This window comes from Stenotrophomonas sp. YJH_SMC_119 (genome assembly GCF_059368315.1).
In genome coordinates this window covers 13,237-28,763 of record NZ_JCAFRP010000019.1, presented here as the reverse complement: position 1 = coordinate 28,763, position 15,527 = coordinate 13,237, and the positions used below count along the sequence as shown (strand labels likewise).

16 protein-coding genes are annotated in these 15,527 nt (G+C 67.8%); 14 read left to right on the top strand and 2 right to left on the bottom strand.

Going from position 1 to position 15,527, the window contains the following annotated elements; all coding sequences use genetic code 11:
* Window positions 1-52: 52 nt before the first annotated feature.
* Together AC5P6S_RS19745 and AC5P6S_RS19740 are read right to left on the bottom strand one after the other, a co-directional pair.
* Window positions 53-367, bottom strand: coding sequence for an AzlD family protein (locus AC5P6S_RS19745; RefSeq protein ID WP_005409898.1), 315 nt, complete (start codon window positions 365-367; stop codon window positions 53-55).
* The gene (locus tag AC5P6S_RS19740; RefSeq protein WP_005409897.1) at window positions 364-1,095 is read right to left on the bottom strand and encodes an AzlC family ABC transporter permease; all 732 of its coding nucleotides are present in this window, start codon (window positions 1,093-1,095) and stop codon (window positions 364-366) included. The genes AC5P6S_RS19745 and AC5P6S_RS19740 overlap by 4 nt, the downstream gene beginning before the upstream one ends.
* 127 nt (window positions 1,096-1,222) lie before the next feature.
* Here AC5P6S_RS19740 and AC5P6S_RS19735 point away from each other — a divergent pair, with 127 nt between their 5' ends.
* The 14 genes from AC5P6S_RS19735 (at window position 1,223) to AC5P6S_RS19670 (ending at window position 15,495) form a co-directional block, all read left to right on the top strand.
* On the top strand, window positions 1,223-1,687 hold the full coding sequence (locus tag AC5P6S_RS19735; RefSeq protein ID WP_005409896.1) for an Lrp/AsnC family transcriptional regulator: 465 nt from the start codon (window positions 1,223-1,225) through the stop codon (window positions 1,685-1,687).
* A gap of 524 nt (window positions 1,688-2,211) precedes the next feature.
* A complete protein-coding gene (locus AC5P6S_RS19730) occupies window positions 2,212-2,892 on the top strand; it encodes a TonB C-terminal domain-containing protein (RefSeq protein ID WP_065183857.1) in 681 nt (226 codons plus the stop codon).
* Between the two features lie 16 nt (window positions 2,893-2,908).
* Window positions 2,909-3,439 (top strand): RNA polymerase sigma factor, encoded by a 531-nt coding sequence (locus AC5P6S_RS19725; protein ID WP_032967204.1) that lies wholly within the window; start codon window positions 2,909-2,911, stop codon window positions 3,437-3,439.
* 69 nt (window positions 3,440-3,508) lie between these two features.
* Window positions 3,509-4,489, top strand: a complete 981-nt coding sequence (locus AC5P6S_RS19720; protein WP_065183858.1) for a FecR family protein — start codon at window positions 3,509-3,511, stop codon at window positions 4,487-4,489.
* A 57-nt stretch (window positions 4,490-4,546) separates the two neighbouring features.
* A complete protein-coding gene (locus AC5P6S_RS19715) occupies window positions 4,547-5,098 on the top strand; it encodes a hypothetical protein (protein ID WP_005409892.1) in 552 nt (183 codons plus the stop codon).
* Between the two features lie 120 nt (window positions 5,099-5,218).
* Entirely contained in the window at window positions 5,219-5,803 is a 585-nt protein-coding gene (locus tag AC5P6S_RS19710; RefSeq protein ID WP_065183859.1) for a hypothetical protein, read from the top strand.
* A gap of 57 nt (window positions 5,804-5,860) precedes the next feature.
* Window positions 5,861-6,298, top strand: a complete 438-nt coding sequence (gene gspG / locus AC5P6S_RS19705) for a type II secretion system major pseudopilin GspG (RefSeq protein WP_005409890.1) — start codon at window positions 5,861-5,863, stop codon at window positions 6,296-6,298.
* A 9-nt stretch (window positions 6,299-6,307) separates the two neighbouring features.
* Complete coding sequence (gspK, locus tag AC5P6S_RS19700; RefSeq protein ID WP_065183860.1) at window positions 6,308-7,213, top strand: type II secretion system minor pseudopilin GspK; 906 nt, start codon at window positions 6,308-6,310, stop codon at window positions 7,211-7,213.
* On the top strand, window positions 7,210-8,373 hold the full coding sequence (gene gspL, locus AC5P6S_RS19695) for a type II secretion system protein GspL (RefSeq protein WP_065183861.1): 1,164 nt from the start codon (window positions 7,210-7,212) through the stop codon (window positions 8,371-8,373). The genes gspK and gspL overlap by 4 nt, the downstream gene beginning before the upstream one ends.
* Entirely contained in the window at window positions 8,370-8,897 is a 528-nt protein-coding gene (locus tag AC5P6S_RS19690) for a type II secretion system protein M (RefSeq protein WP_005409887.1), read from the top strand. Before gspL ends, AC5P6S_RS19690 begins: the two co-directional genes overlap by 4 nt.
* Window positions 8,894-11,275: a type II secretion system secretin GspD gene (gene gspD / locus AC5P6S_RS19685; protein WP_065183862.1), complete on the top strand. Its 2,382-nt coding sequence runs from the start codon at window positions 8,894-8,896 to the stop codon at window positions 11,273-11,275. Before AC5P6S_RS19690 ends, gspD begins: the two co-directional genes overlap by 4 nt.
* On the top strand, window positions 11,272-12,705 hold the full coding sequence (gene gspE / locus AC5P6S_RS19680; protein ID WP_065183863.1) for a type II secretion system ATPase GspE: 1,434 nt from the start codon (window positions 11,272-11,274) through the stop codon (window positions 12,703-12,705). The genes gspD and gspE overlap by 4 nt, the downstream gene beginning before the upstream one ends.
* Window positions 12,706-12,712: 7 nt before the next feature.
* Complete coding sequence (gspF, locus tag AC5P6S_RS19675) at window positions 12,713-13,912, top strand: type II secretion system inner membrane protein GspF (RefSeq protein ID WP_065183864.1); 1,200 nt, start codon at window positions 12,713-12,715, stop codon at window positions 13,910-13,912.
* Window positions 13,913-14,319: 407 nt separating this feature from the next.
* Complete coding sequence (locus AC5P6S_RS19670) at window positions 14,320-15,495, top strand: substrate-binding domain-containing protein (RefSeq protein WP_495204725.1); 1,176 nt, start codon at window positions 14,320-14,322, stop codon at window positions 15,493-15,495.
* The last annotated feature ends 32 nt before the right edge of the window (window positions 15,496-15,527 follow it).

The following is a 15,527-nucleotide window of genomic DNA, read 5'->3' as shown; positions in this document are numbered from 1 at the left end:
TTGCTCTGCTGCGCCACTACGGTGCGCCGGGCATTGCCCGGCGTACCGGTAGCTACCCCATCAGATAGCGCAACACACCCGCCGAGACCACGCCGATCAGCACGGTCGGCAGCATCGACAGCCGCGTGGCGGCCAGCAGGGTGATGGCCAGTGCGGCCAGGTCGGCCGGCTTGTCGGCCACGAAGTCCGGGGCGATCACCGAGATCAGCACGCAGCCCGGCGCGGCTTCCATCACCGTCACTGCGCGTTTGCTCAGTGTGCGGTTGCGCAGCGCGAGGAAGCCGACGATGCGGGTCAGGTAGGTGGCGGCGGCCATCAGCACGATGGTCAGTACCGAGGTCCAGTGGATCAGGCCATTGAAGATCATGCTGCGTCCTCCGCCAGCAGCCAGGCTGCGGCCAGGCCGGCCAGTGCGCCGCTGGCCACGTACCACGCACCTGGCACCAGCAGGTAGGTAGCAGCGGCTACAGCCAGGCTGACCAGCCACGGTCGCGCGGCCTTCATGCCCTGCCACATGCCGCGCAGCAGCACCAGGAATACGGCGGGGAAGGCCATGTCGAAACCATAGGCGTGGATGTCGCCCAGCATCGGGCCAACGATCGCGCCGAGCGTGGTGCAGGCCACCCAGACCGTGTACAGGCCTGCCGATACGCCCAGGTAGTAGGCCAGGCTGAAGCCAAGCGCGCGTCTGCGCGCATCGGCCACGCCCATCGCCCAGCTTTCGTCGCACATGAAGAACAGCGCCGGCAGCACCCGGCGGCGCGGCAGGTGCTGCAGCAGCGGGGCCAGGCTGGCGCCCATCAGCAGGTGACGGCTGTTGACCAGCGCGGTGATGGCCACGATCAGTGCAATGTGCGGTGGCGAGGTCCACAGTTCGACGGCGGCGAACTCCGAGCCGCCAGCGAAGTTGAGGCCGGTCATCAGCGGTACTTCCAGTGCGCTCAGGCCCTTCTGGGCCGCCTGCGCACCGAGCACCAGGGCGAACGGAATGAAGCCGATCATCACCGGCACGGCAGCGCGCAGGCCGCGCAGGAACTCGGCACGCGGCGCGGTATCGCAGGTATCGGGCAGGGGGAGGGTGGTACGGGCGTCCATCGAACGGCACAACAAGGTGGGGGTGGCCCATGCTAGCGGTCCAATCGCGAAATCGGGTTGCGTTGATAACACTTGATTCTGGATGATTGATATTTCATGCGGCCAAAAGTGAAAGGGGTGAAATTCCATGCAGTACCAGCTGGACAACCTCGATCGGCGCATCCTCGACGCCCTGCAGCGCGACGGCCGCCTGCAGAACCTGGAGCTGGCTCGCCAGGTCGGGCTGTCGCCGTCGGCCTGCCTGCGCCGGGTGCGTCTGCTGGAGGAGGGCGGCTACATCGACCGCTATGTGGCCTTGTTGAACGAGGCCAAGGTGGGCCGTGGCTTCACGGTGTTCGTGCGGGTGTGGCTGCGCGGGCAGGACGAGGACACCACCAATCATTTCATCAACAGCATCAAGTCGTTCCCGGAAGTGCTTGAATGCCATCTGATGGCCGGTGACTGCGATTTCCTGTTGCGGGTGGCGGTGGCCGACCTGGATGCCTACCGGCAGTTCCAGATGCAGCACCTGAACCGGATTGCCGGGGTGCAGAACACCAAGACCGAGATTCCGATGCAGCGGATCAAGCAGACGACCCAGCTGCCGCTTTGAGGGATGGGGTTTGCGGCCGGGTTCACCCGGCACCCGCGGGTAGTGCCGGCCGCTGGCCGGCAACCTCAGAAGCAACAGCCGAAGCAACAGCGTGCATTCCGTGGGACGGCGGGGTGGGTCCGGTTGCAGGGGACGCCGTAAACCCGTCCATGGGGGCTTGGCCGCGGCATCCATGCCGCGGACACCCCTGCACCCGGACCCACCCCGCCTTCGACAGATTTCCACGATCTGGTGGAACGGCATGAGCTGCTCTTGGTGGGTGTCGACCTTGGTCGACACGTCTGGGTCGGCACGGGGTCGGGTCCCGTTGCTGCGCAACGGGCTCTGACTCCGTGCGTAGATAGCGCGGTCTGTTCGATTCATTGATTCCTGATGGGCGACTGGGTTCACGTCGGCTGTAGGCAGCGGTCATCGCAATGACATGTGGCCTCGGTACGGTTTGAGCCCGCTTGCGGGTCGCGCGCGGGCCGGGGTTCCGGTGGTGGCGCGCGTCCACTGCAGCTGCTGTCGCTGCCGAGGGTCATGTGTTCTACGTCAGGGGGCTGAATGGACACCATGCGGTCAGAACTTGGAAGGTGGCCATCGCCGCTTGGCTGCTGCTGTCCTTTGCCGCTGCCGCGCAGGACGCTGTTCATGCCTACGACATCCCCACGCAGCCGCTGGAACAGGCGGTCGAGCGCTTCAGCGTCATCAGTGGGTGGTCAGTGATGTACCCGGGTGACCTGGCCGCCGGCCGCAGCAGCCATGCGCTGCGCGGCAGCCTGGCGCCGCTGCCTGCCTTGCAGGTGCTGTTGCAGGACTCCGGTATCGAGGCCGAGGTGATCGGCGAGCAGCGCGTGGTGCTGCGCCGGGGCGCGCCCTCGGCCGCTGAATCGGGTGTTGGCGCCGAACTTCCCGAGGCCGAGCGTCGGCGTCGCTACGGCGGCCTGCAGCAGCGGTTGCGTGCGGCGTTCTGTGACGACCCGGAGATCGCGCCCGGCCGCTATGCCGCGACGCTGCGCTTCCGCATCGACGGCGCGGGCCAGGTGAGCGAGCCCGAGCTGCTGTCAGGCAGTGGCAGCGCCCGCCGCGATGCGCGCCTGCTGCAGGCACTGCAGGGCCTGGTGCTGGCGCCCGATGCCGCTGCGCTGCCGCAGCCGGTGACGCTGCAGATCCGTCCTTCCGGCACCGACCACGACTGTGGCCGGCGCGCGCCCCTTCCATGACTTCAAGGATTCGAACATGAGCAACGGTACGGCTGGGGCAATTGACCTGATGGACCACCTTCTGGGTGCCTACGATGAGCTGAAGCGCCGGCTGGTGCGCAAGCTGGGCTCGGAGGAGCTGGCCGGCGACGCGCTGCAGGACACGTGGATGCGCCTGAGCGCGCGGCGTGACCGCCTGGATGCCGTGCAGAACCCCGCGGCCTACCTGCTGCGAATGGCAATGAATACCGTGATCGACCGCCAACGTGCTGACCACCGCCTGCTGAGCCTGGAGGAGGTGGATACGCTGATGGACATGGCCGACCCTGCACCCGGTCCGGCGCAGGCGGCCGAACTGGACTTCGCGCTGGAAGACATGGTCGGCCTGCTGCAGCGCATGCCCGAGCGCCGTCGCCGCATCCTGCTGGCGATCCGCGTCGATGGCCTGCAGCAGCGCGATGTGGCCGATCACCTCGGTGTGTCGCTGCGGCTGGTGCAGCGTGAGCTGAAGGCGGCCCAGGACTACCTGGCCGAGCGCAGCGGGCAGGGGCGCCAGGTGCGGTTCTGAACGGCGGCATCCGTCTACACTTTGACGCCGAGCAGAACCCCGCAGCGTGCGGGTCCGGCATGAGCCCCCATGGATCCTGACGATCGCCCGCAACGCCCGCTGGATGCCGTCGAGCGTCAGGCGCACGCGTGGGTGGTGCGGCTGACCTCGGGCGAGGCGACCGCCGCCGACGGGCGCAGGTTCCGTACCTGGTGTGAGGCTGACCCGCGCCATCGCGAAGCGTTTGGCCGTGCGCGCCGGCAATGGGAGCAGGTACGGCTGGCCGGCGAGCAGTTGCCCGCCGCCGCGCGCCAACCGGTGGCGCCGACGCCGGCCCAGCGCTGGAGCCGGCGCGCCTTCCTGGGCGCGGCGATTGCCGCCCCGGCCAGCCTGGTGGTGGTGGCGGCAATCCGCCCGCCGCTGGGGCTGTGGCCTTCGGTGACGGCGATGACGGCTGATTTCCACACCGGCACCGGTGAACGTCTGCAGATCGCGCCCTTGCCACAGCTGAAGATCGAACTGGATACGCAGAGCAGCCTGCGCCGCCGCGCCGATGCGCAGGGCGAAGGCTTCGAGCTGGTGCAGGGCCAGGCCGCGATCGAGACCCTGGCCGGCCTGCGCCTGGCGCTGTTCGCGGGCCCGGGTTGCGTGATTGCCGATGAAGGCGCGGTGCGTCTGGATGTGCGCAACACCCACGGTCAGGTACGGGTGACCTGCCTGCAGGGCAGCGCCCGCATCGAGCATCCGCAGGGCCGGCTGCAGCTGCAGGCGGGTCAGCAGACCCAGTACGACGAGCGCCTCAGTGGCGTGGTGGCCGAGGCCGTGGCCTCGGAAGTGAGTGCCTGGACGGAGGGCATGCTGGTGTTCCGCCGCGCACCGCTGCGTGAGGTGGTGGAGGAGATCAACCGTTATCGCCGCGGCAAGGTGCTGCTGGGAGAATCGGCGTTGGCGCGCGCGCCGGTCAGCGGTCGCTTCCGTATTGATGATCCAGACGCGGCACTGGAGCAGCTGCGACTGACGATGTCGCTGGATCTGCGTCGCTTTCCGGGTGGCATTGCCGTCCTTGGATAGATGAAGACGCTGGCCCTGCGCGCCGCGCAGGCTGTTGCAAGCGAGGAGAGGCCAAGGATGCGCAACGAGACCATCGGTGTGCTGGATCTGCGTCGCAATCTGTCGGCGCTGCTGGAAACCACGCAGCGACGGCCATTGATGGTGCATCGCTATGGCTCACCTTGGGTGTGCGTGGTGTCCGATGCGCAGTGGCAGCAACAGGCGGTGCTGCTGGATTTCGATCCGCAGTCTCACCCGCTGGCGATGCTGCTGCGCCTGCAGCAGCAGTCGCTTCCGCTGTCTGAAGCTGGTGCGTTGCCGCCCGCGGCGGTTGCACGCGCACTGCTGTTGATGGACGTGCATCGCATTGAGGATCTCGCACAGCTGCACGACCAGGTGCTTCACCATCGCCTCTGGCATTGGTTCGTAGCAGGCACCCATGGTGTGATGGACGGCTGGCAGCTGCCGGCGCTGCGCGTTGCGATGGCGTCATGGTTCGATGACGTGGACATGTCCAATGCGCTGGCAACATTCGCCGCGCGCAGCGACGTGGCGATACTGGCACGGCGTTGTGGAGGCGAAGCGCCGCGGCTGGAACGCGAAGCCTGCAGGCAGATGACGCTGCGATGACGTTGTCGATGAAGCGCCACGCAGTGCACAGAGCTGCATGCGCGCTGTCGCTTCACCTGCCTTGCTGACGTCTTCTCCAGAGTACGACGCACCACGCGTCGTGGAGCACGGGCGGCGCCGATGGCAGACAGTCGCAGGATCAGCATGCTGGAGCTGGATCGTCACCTGAGCCAGTCACTGGAGCAGGCACGGCATGCACCATTGAACGTGCAGCGCTATGGGCGCTCGTGGGTCTGGGTGCTGTCCAGCGACGCCTGGGCGGATGCGGCGCGCTGGGCGGCACTGGATGGTAGTGCGCACCCACTGGCGGCGCTGCGAAAAGCCCTCGACCTGCAGCTGCGGCCCTGGCCCGAGGCGGCGATGAGCCCGCTACCGCTTGATGCAGGCGATGCGCGGCTGCTGCAGCGCGCGGCTCTGCTGGTGGTCGTGCGCGATCTGAACAGTGCCCAGCGCGTGTACGACGACCTGCGCTATCACCAGGCCTATCGGATGTTCATCGGCCTCGATCATGGAACGGCATGGTCGCCGATGCAGTGCGTGCGCCTGCTGCAGGCCTGCGCGCACCCGTTGCTGCGCGGCTGCATCGACGATGCGCTGGCCAGCGTGCCGCAGCACCTGTTCGAGTCCGCATGTGCCCCGGCTGCACGTATTGCGCCTGCACTGGGACACGCGCAGCGGATTTCCAGCGGATGTTTATCGTACTGACACATGCACCGCTGACCATGGCGCAGCGGTCTCTTCCAGGATGACGAGGGCGGAACAATGGCAAGGCAGGTTCGTGGTCGCAGGGCTCGGCAGCAGGGTTTCAGCCTGATCGAGATCATGGTGGTGGTGGTGATCATCGGCATCCTCGCCGCATTGATCGTGCCGCGGTTGATGGACCGCCCCGACCAGGCGCGCGTAGTGGCGGCGCGCCAGGACATCGCTGCATTGATGCAGGCGTTGAAACTGTTCAAGCTGGACAACGGGCGCTATCCCAGTGCCGAGCAGGGGCTGCAGGCGCTGGTGAAGCCACCGCAGGGTGGTGGCGCGATGCCGGTCACGCCCTATCTGGATCGCCTGCCCAATGATCCATGGGGCCATCCGTACCAGTACCAGATTCCCGGAACCCATGGCGACATCGATGTGTTCTCGCTGGGCGCGGACAGCAAGCCCGGTGGCGACGCCGGGAACGCGGACATCGGCTCCTGGCAGCTGTGAGGCAGGCCGATGTCAGCCCGGATGCGTTCTGTTTCGAGTGTCCGCCAACGTGGCATGGCGGTGATCGTCGCCCTGCTGGTGGTGGCGCTGGTGGCGGTGATTGCCACGGCACTGCTGACCCGGCAGTCGGCCCAGCTGCGTGCGCTGCGTGGCGACCAGCTGCGCGCACAGGTACGCATGGCGGTGGACGCAACGCTGGAGCGTGCGGCGCAACAGCTGCGTGAGGATGTAAAGGAACAGCTGACCACGGTGCGCAGCGGGCGCTGGGCGCGCCCATTGGAGCTGCAGGCGCCGTTGCCGGTGCAGCTGCAGCTGGTCGATGCGCAGTCGATGTTCAACCTGCGCAACCTTCTTGCGCATGGCAGGCCGGACCCCGAGGCGCGGCGCGCGTTCATCGCGTTGTGTGCCGGGCAGGGGCTGGGCCAGGGCGCCTGCGCATCCGCCGCCGACCACATCCAGACGCGCCTGCGCGATGGCGACATGCAGGCGCAGGCGCCGCTGCCGCGCGAATCACTGATCGAACAGGCCTTGCCTGGCGCCGATCCGATGCCGTTGCAGGCGCTGGCGCGGCGCACCGTGGTGTTGCCGGCGCAGACCGTGGTCAACGCCAACACCAGCGACCTGCGCGTTCTGCAGGCGGTGACGCCCGTGGTCGAGCCGGCACGGCTGCAGGCGCTGCTCGGTGAGCGCGATGCTGGCCATTGGCTGCTCAATCGCGGCGACATCGCCAACCGACTCCAACTGAGCAACGAACAGATGGCCGTGCTTCCCCTGGGTATCCATAGCGAATGGTTCCTGGCCGTCGGCCAGGTGCAGGCTGACGGCAGTGCGGTCAATTTTCGCGCGCTGTTGTGGCGCGAATACCGCGACGATGGGGTGCGTGTGCAACGGGTGTGGACGAGGATCGGCGCATGAACGTGCAGCTTCGGGTGCGCCTGCCGGCGCTGGAGCGCCTGCGCGCCGACAGCGCGGTGGACTGGGCGCAACTGCACAAGGGCGATGTACTTGCTCACGGTCGCGACACGCTGGCGGCGCTGGGCCTGCGGCATCCGCAGGCCGCGGTGCATGCCTGCCTCGATCCGAACGACCTGATCCTGCTGGAACTGCAGCTGCCGCCATTGTCCGGGCGCCGCCTGCAGTCGGCGCTGCAGGGTGAGGTGGAGGCGATGCTGCTGGATGACCTGCAGGAGGTGGCGCTGGCCCACGGCGCGCAGGCGGCAGACGGCACGGTTCCGGTGGCCTGGCTTGGCCAGCAGGCCATCGCGCAGGTGCAGCAGATGCTGGCCTCGTGTGCGCTGCAGCTGCAGGCGCTGTATCCGACGCCACTGCTGCTGCCCTGGCAGGAAAGCCATGCCACGCTGCAGGTCAGCGGCGAGCACCTGCTGGTACGCCGCGGGCGCGATCGGGGTTTCGTTCAATGGTATGGCGGACGTGATGCCTGTGCGGTGATGCAGGCGCTGGCCGTGCGCCTGCAACAGGCCGGCGTGCAGGCCGTGCAGTGGATCGATAGTGTGCCGCCGACGTGGCCGGACAGCCTGCCGGCCACCGCCGTCACGCATGAACGGCAGACCTCTGGCCCCTTGCCAGGCTGGTCATTGCCGCTGCCCGGCGCAGGCCGGCAAGCACCGCGACTGGCGATCGGCCTGGCACTGGCAGCAGTGCTGCTGGCTGCACTCGGCCTGCAGCTGCAGGTCTCGCGTTGGCGGATCGAGGGCGAGGCCCTGCAACAGGACATGGCGCGCCAGTTCGGCGCGCGCTTCCCGGAGATCACCGATGTGGTGGACCCGGTGTTGCAGGCAAGGCGAGCACTTGCCGTGCCGCTGCCGGCGCCGCCGTTGCCGGCGCTGCAGCGTCAGGTTGCCAGCACGCTGCAGGCGGTTCCGGAGCTGGCCGGGCAAGTGCGCAGCCTGCATTACCAACCCGGGCAGCTGGACATGGAGCTGGATGCCGATGCCCAGGCATTGGCCGACGATCCGCAGCGGCTTGAGCACTGGCAGCAAGCAGTTCAGGCACAGGGCCTGCAGCTGGCGCGCCAAGCCGGTGGACACCTGCGAGTGAGCGGAGCTGGGCAGTGACGACCCGCACCCTATGGCTGGGCGAGGGGCTGGTGGGCCTGCAGCACCGCTGGCAACGCCTGCCACCGCGCGACCGGCTGATGCTGTGGGTGATGGTGGTGGCGCTGCTGGTGGCGGGCCTGTGGTCGTTGTGGCTGGAGCCACTGCTGAAGCAGCGCACGTATTGGCAGGCCGAGCTGCCGCGGCTGCAGGCGCAGTCCCGCGCACTGGCACCGCTGCTGCGCGCCCGTGAGCGCCAGCAGCTGGCGCAGAGCCAGCACCCGACACTGGCCGGGCTGCGCGATGGCATCAAGACCGCCGGCCTTGCCGCCGGCCTGCATATCGAAGCGCGCGACGGGCGTTGGCACCTGCAGGTGCAGGCAGTGCCCGCCGACGCGCTGTGGAACTGGCTGCTGCCCGTGCTGGCCGATCCGGCCATCGAACTGCAGCAGCTGCAACTGACACGCACAGGGGATGCGAACATGCCGGCGGCACGGATTTCCGGAAACATCGTGATGGTGGCCACCGCGGGTGCCCATCCATGAGGGCGATGCGCAGCCTTGCCTGCAGTACCGCACTGGCCCTGATCGTGTGCATGGCCCACGCACCGGCGCTGGTACTGGCGCAGGACGCCCGTGATGAGCCGGTGCAGTTGAACCTGGTCGACACCGATATCGGTGGCGTACTGCGCATGGCAGCGCGCTTCACCGGGCGCCAGTTCCTGGTCGATCCACGGGTGACCGGCAAGATGACAGTGGTTTCCGATGGTCCGGTCAGCCGTACCCAGGCCTACCAGTTGCTGCTGGGCGCACTGCGCATGCGCGGCTTCGCCGTGGTCGAGAACGGCGGCGTCAGCCGGGTGGTGCCGCAGGCCGATGCCAAGCTGCTCGGTGGCCGCGTTGGCAGCGGCGGTGCGGGGGGGGAGATCGCCACGCGCACCTTCGCGCTGCGCTACGAGAACGCGGCCGCGCTGGTGGCGGTGCTGCGGCCGATGATCAGCCCGGACAATCCGATCACTGCCAATCCGGGCAACAACACGCTGGTGATCACCGACTATGCCGACAACCTGGAGCGCATCGCGCGTGTGATCGCCAGCGTGGATACACCGGCCGGCATGGACACCGATGTGGTGAAGCTGCAGCAGGGCATTGCCGTTGACGTCGCGGCGATGGTCGCGCCGCTGCTGGATGCGCAGGGCGCCGAGCCCACCCAGAAGGTGGTGGTGATGGCCGACCCGCGCAGCAACAGCGTGCTGCTGCGGTCGAGCAGTCCCGGGCGCACCCGCCTGGCTAGGCAGCTGGTGGAGAAGCTGGACCGTGCCCAGGATGAATCCGGCAACCTGCATGTGGTCTACCTGCGCAATGCCCAGGCCAACCAGCTCGCGGGTGTGCTGCGTGGCGTGGTGGCCGGGCAGAGCGATGCACCGGCGATGGGCAGCAACGAAGGCATCACACCACTGCCCGGCGACGCCAGCCGCTCCACCCCCGCGCAGCCGTCGCAGCCGCAGCAGGCCAAGCCCGGAGGCAATGCGCTGGAATCGCAGCGCCTGGATCCGAGTCGCCGTGACCCGATCGATGCGGGAAGCACGGGCTTCAGCCAGAACGGCATCTCGGTACAGGCGGACGTGGCCACCAACACGCTGCTGATCTCCGCCCCCGAGCCGGTGTACCGCAACCTGCGCCGGGTGATCGACCAGCTCGACCAGCGCCGTGCACAGGTGCTGGTGGAAAGCCTGATCGTGGAGGTCAACCAGACCGACGCGGCCGAACTGGGCGTGCAGTGGATGCTGGGCAATGGCCGCACCTTCGGCGGCACCCACTTCGGCGGCGCCACCGGTGGCAGCGGGCTGAACACCACCGCACGCACCACCCTGGACGTGCTGCCCAAGGATGGCCTGAAGATCGGTGTGATCGACGGCACCATCAACCTGCCCGGCGTCGGCCAGATCCTCAACATGAAGGCGTTGGCCAACGCGCTGCAGAGCAAGGGCGGTGCCAACATCCTGTCCACGCCGAACCTGATGACGCTGGACAACGAAGCGGCCAGCATCATGGTCGGCCAGACCGTGCCGTTCGTCAGTGGCCGCTACGTGACCGACGGTGGCGGTGGCAGCAACAACCCGTTCCAGACCATCGTGCGCGAGGACGTCGGCCTGAAGCTGCGGGTGCGCCCGCAGATCTCCGAGGGCGGCACGGTGAAGCTGGACATCTACCAGGAAGTCAGCAGCATCGACGCGCAGAGCGCGAACAGCACGGCCGGCATCATCACCAACAAGCGCGCCCTGGATACCAGCGTGCTGCTGGACGATGGCCAGATCATGGTGCTGGGTGGCCTGCTGGAAGACAGCGTCAGCCATGGCCGTGATGCGGTGCCGGGGCTGGGAAAGATCCCGGTCCTGGGCGCCTTGTTCCGCAGCGACACGCGCAAGCGCGCCAAGACCAACCTGATGGTGTTCCTGCGCCCGCACGTGGTGCGTGACCCGGCCGCCGGCCAGCGCCTGACCCGCGACCGCTACGACTACATGCGCAACGCGCAGGCCGGCGCGCAGCCGGTACAGAGCTGGGCCTTGCCGGCGCTGTCGGCACCGCAGCTGCCACCGCAGGACCTGTCTGTACTCGGCCAGGGCAATGCACGCGATGACCAGGGCCAGCCGCTGCAGAACAGCAGCCTGGCGGCGCTGTACCCGTCCGGTGACGGCGATGCGCAGCTGGTGCAGTTCGCGCAGGGGCTGGACCCGGCGCGTGCCAGCCAGGGCGTGGCGCAGGTGCGTGCACTGGGCCTGCAGGCCTATGCCGAAGCGACGCCCGGCGAGAGCGGGCAACGCCTGCGCGTGCGATTGCCGCGCGATCCGGCGACGCTGGACCCTGCGCTGCAGCAGCTGCGCGGGCTGGGCTACACGCCGGAACTGGTGATCGGGCCGTGAGCGCTTCCGCGCAGCTGCCGTACGCCTGGGTGCGCAGCCATGGCGTGATGCTGTCCGAAGTTGGCGGCGAGCCCGTGTTGCTGGGCACCGCCGACACCGCAGCGTGGGCCGTGGCCGAGCTGCGGCGCCGGCATGGCCCGCTGCCGTTCCAGGCGCTGGATGCTGCGACGTGGCAACAGCGGTTGGGTGAGCAGTACCGTGACGGCGGCGATGCCGCTGCCGTGGTGGGTGCCGCCGAAAGCGAAGTCGATCTGGACCGGCTGATGCAGGACATGCCGGAGGTCACCGATCTGCTGGATGCGCAGGACGATGCGCCGGTGATCCGCATGATCAACGCGCTGCTGGCACAGGCCGCACGCGATGGCGCCAGCGATCTGCATATCGAACCGTTCGAGACCCATTCGGTGGTGCGCTACCGCGTGGACGGCACCCTGCGTGACATGGTGCAGCCGCGGCGCGCACTGCACGCGGCGCTGGTGTCGCGCATCAAGATCATGGCCCACCTGGACATCGCCGAGAAGCGGCTGCCGCAGGACGGGCGCATCGCGATCCGCGTGGGTGGGCGTCCGCTCGACATCCGTGTCTCCACGGTGCCGACAGGGCATGGCGAGCGCGCCGTGCTGCGACTGCTGGAGAAGGATGCCGGCCGTCTGCAGCTGCAGCGCCTGGGCATGGCCGATGACACCCTGGCCACGTTCACCGGGTTGATCCGTCAGCCGCACGGCATCGTGCTGGTCACCGGGCCGACCGGCAGCGGCAAGACCACGTCGCTGTACGCCGCACTGGGCCAGCTCGACAGCAGCACCAGCAACATCCTCACCGTGGAAGACCCGGTGGAGTACGACTTCGCCGGCATCGGCCAGATCCAGGTCAACGCGCGCATCGGCATGAGCTTTGGCACCGCGCTGCGTGCGATCCTGCGCCAGGATCCGGACACCATCATGATCGGTGAGATCCGCGACCTGGAGACCGCGCAGATTGCGGTGCAGTCGTCGCTGACCGGGCATGGCGTGCTGGCCTCGCTGCACACCAACGATGCGATCTCGGCGGTGACCCGCCTGGTTGACATGGGTGTGGAGCCCTTCCTGCTGGCCTCGTCGCTGCGCGGCGTGCTGGCGCAGCGGTTGGTGCGGCGGCTGTGCACGCAGTGCCGTCGTGCCGAGGTGGACGGCGAGGGTCGCACCGTATGGCGCGCGGTGGGCTGCGCGGCCTGCGCCAACAGCGGCTATCGGGGGCGAACCGGCATCCATGAACTGTTTGTGGTCGACGACCGCGTGCGCGCACTGATCCATGAAGGGCAGGGCGAGCCTGCGCTGCGCGAGGCGGCCCGGCGTGCCGGCATGCGGACCTTGCGGCAGGACGGCAAGCGCTGGGTCGACAGCGGGGTGACCACGCTGGAAGAGATCCTGCGCGTCACCGGCGACGATTGAGGCCTGCATGGCACTGTTCGACTACCAGGCTGCCAACGCGCAGGGCCGCATCGAAAAGGGCCAGTTGGATGCCGACAGCCCGCGCGGTGCTCGCCAGCTGCTGCGCGGGCGCGGGCTGACCCCTGTGCAGGTAAGCGCCGCGCGCAGTGCCGGCGGTGGCTGGGGCGCTCGCCGGCTGTCTGCCAGCGAGCTGGCCTGGGCTACGCGCCAGCTGGCCAGCCTGTTGGCGGCCAGCCTGCCGCTGGAAGGCGCATTGAGTGCGGTGATCGAGCAGGCCGAACGCCCGCACGTGGCCCAGGCGCTCACCGCAGTACGTGCCGACGTGCGTGCCGGTCAGCGCTTGACCGTGGCGCTGGCAGCGCGGCCACGCGATTTTCCGCCGATCTATCGGGCGCTGGTGGGAGCAGGCGAAGACTCCGGCGATCTGGCACGGGTGATGGAGCGCCTGGCCGACTACATCGAAGAGCGCAACGCGCTGCAGGCCAAGGTACTGACCGCCTTCATCTACCCAGCGGCGATCAGCCTGGTATCGGTGGCGATCGTGATCTTCCTGCTCAGCTACGTGGTGCCGCAGGTGGTGACCGCGTTCGTGCAGGCGCGGCAGACGCTGCCGATGCTCACGCAGATGATGCTGGGCGCCAGCGCGTTCGTGCGCAGCTGGGGCGTGTGGGCAGGGCTCGGCATCGCTGCGCTGGTGGTGGCCTGGCGGTTGGCCCTGCGCAGGCCCGAGCTGCGCCTGCGCTGGGACGCGATGCTCATGCGGGTGCCGATGGTCGGGCGATTCGTGCTGGGTGTGAACAGTGCGCGCTTCGCCTCGACACTGGCGATCCTGCTGGATGCCGGCGTGCCGCTGCTGCGTGCACTGGAGGCGGCGCGGCAGACCCTGGGCAATGCGCTGCTGGCGCGCTGTGCCGACGATGTGTCCGCGCGCGTGCGCGAAGGTGCTGCGCTGGGTGCTGCGTTGAAGGTACAGAAGGTGTATCCGCCGATCCTGGTGCATCTGGTGGCAAGTGGCGAGAAGACCGGTTCGCTGGCGCCGCTGCTGGATCGCGCCGCGCAGACCATCTCGCGCGAGATCGAGCGTCGCGCGATGGCACTGACTGCGTTGCTGGAGCCGACCATGATCCTGGTGATGGGCGGCGTAGTGCTGACGATCGTGTTGGCGGTGCTGATGCCGATCATGGAAATGAACCAGTTGGTGCAGTGATGCGCAACGCGCATCACAGGTAGAGTCGACTGTTAGTCGACCAGCGCGGAGATCGAGTGCATTCAGATCGTTTCCGCGTGCGAAAAGCAGTCGACTAACAGTCGACTCTCCCCAGTCGATCCCATCGGGTCGATCCCATCAGGTCGATTCAATTCAGTCGATTCAATTCAGTCGATTCAACTCAGTTGATCGGGCGGCGTCGGAATGTGGCATGGGTCGATTCTCCACACAATCCTCCACACCTTTTTTCGATCTTCCACAGGTTTCTTAAGCGGCCTGTCATCGGCGCGGACCAGCATGGACACGTCGCCGCAGAGTGGGCTGGGAGGCCCTCGGCGGCAGCAGGCGTGTAGTGACCGTTCCTCCCTTGGCGTTTCCCTTCGCAGTAAACCCTTCAGGAGAAGATCATGATCAAGTACAAGACCCTGGCCGCGCTGGTTGCCACCGCGCTGCTCGCTACCGTTGGCGCCGCCTCCGCGCAGACCGTTACCGGCGGCGGCGCTTCGCTGCCGGCCGACCTCTACAAGGGTTCGTCCGACAGCATCCTGCCAGCGAACTTCACCTACGCCGTGACCGGTTCGGGCACCGGCAAGAAGGCCTTCCTGGAAAACAACTCGCTGCTGTTCTCGACCACCGGCACCGTGCACTTCGCCGGCAGCGATTCGGTGCTGAGCAGCACCGAGCTGAGCACCTACACCACCAACTTCAACCAGCCGACCAACGCCAACCGCTACGGCGCGCTGATCCAGGTGCCGTCGGTGGCCACGTCGGTCACCATTCCGTTCAACAAGGCCGGTTCGGCGGTGGACCTGAGCGTGGCGCAGATCTGCGGCGTGTTCTCGGGTGCGATCAGCGACTGGTCGACCATCGATGCCAACCGCAGCGGCCCGATCCAGGTGGTGTACCGCCCGGAAAGCAGCGGCACCAGCGAAATGTTCAGCCGCTTCCTGACTGCGGCCTGTGCGGCTGAGAACGCTGGTACCTCGAACCTGGTGGGTGGCAAGTTCGCCATCAAGTCGACCTTCGCCGACCTGTACAAGCGCGATGCCAACGGCAACCTGCCGGCGTTCCTGGTGGCCGCGCCGGCCACCGGTGGCACCCCGCTGTACAACGCTGTCTACGCTGCTGAAGGCCGTATCGGTTACGTTGGCCCGGACGTGATCCCGAGCGTGACCGACGCGACCAAGGTCGCCAAGGTCAAGGGCTTCTCGCCGGATCAGGTGAGTGTGCAGGCGACCCTGGACACCGTCGCTCCGCCGACCGGTACCGCTGCCGAGGACCCCGCCAACTGGGTGCCGGTGTTCGGCAACCCGTCGGCCGGCTATCCGATCGCCGGCTACACCAACCTGGTGATCGGCCAGTGCTACAAGGATTCGAGCGTCGCCACCAGCCTGCGCGGCTTCCTGGCCCGCCACTATCCGGCGACCTACACCGTCGCGTATGAGAAGTCGATCACCGACCACGGCTTCATCCCGCTGACCAAGGCCTGGCGCGATGCGATCCGCAACCGTTTCGTGCTGGCCAGCAGCACTGCCGGCCTGAACAATCCCAGCACCTGCGCCGGCATCGGTCGTCCGCTGTAATCCGCAGCACGGGTTGAATCCTGCTTGACCCG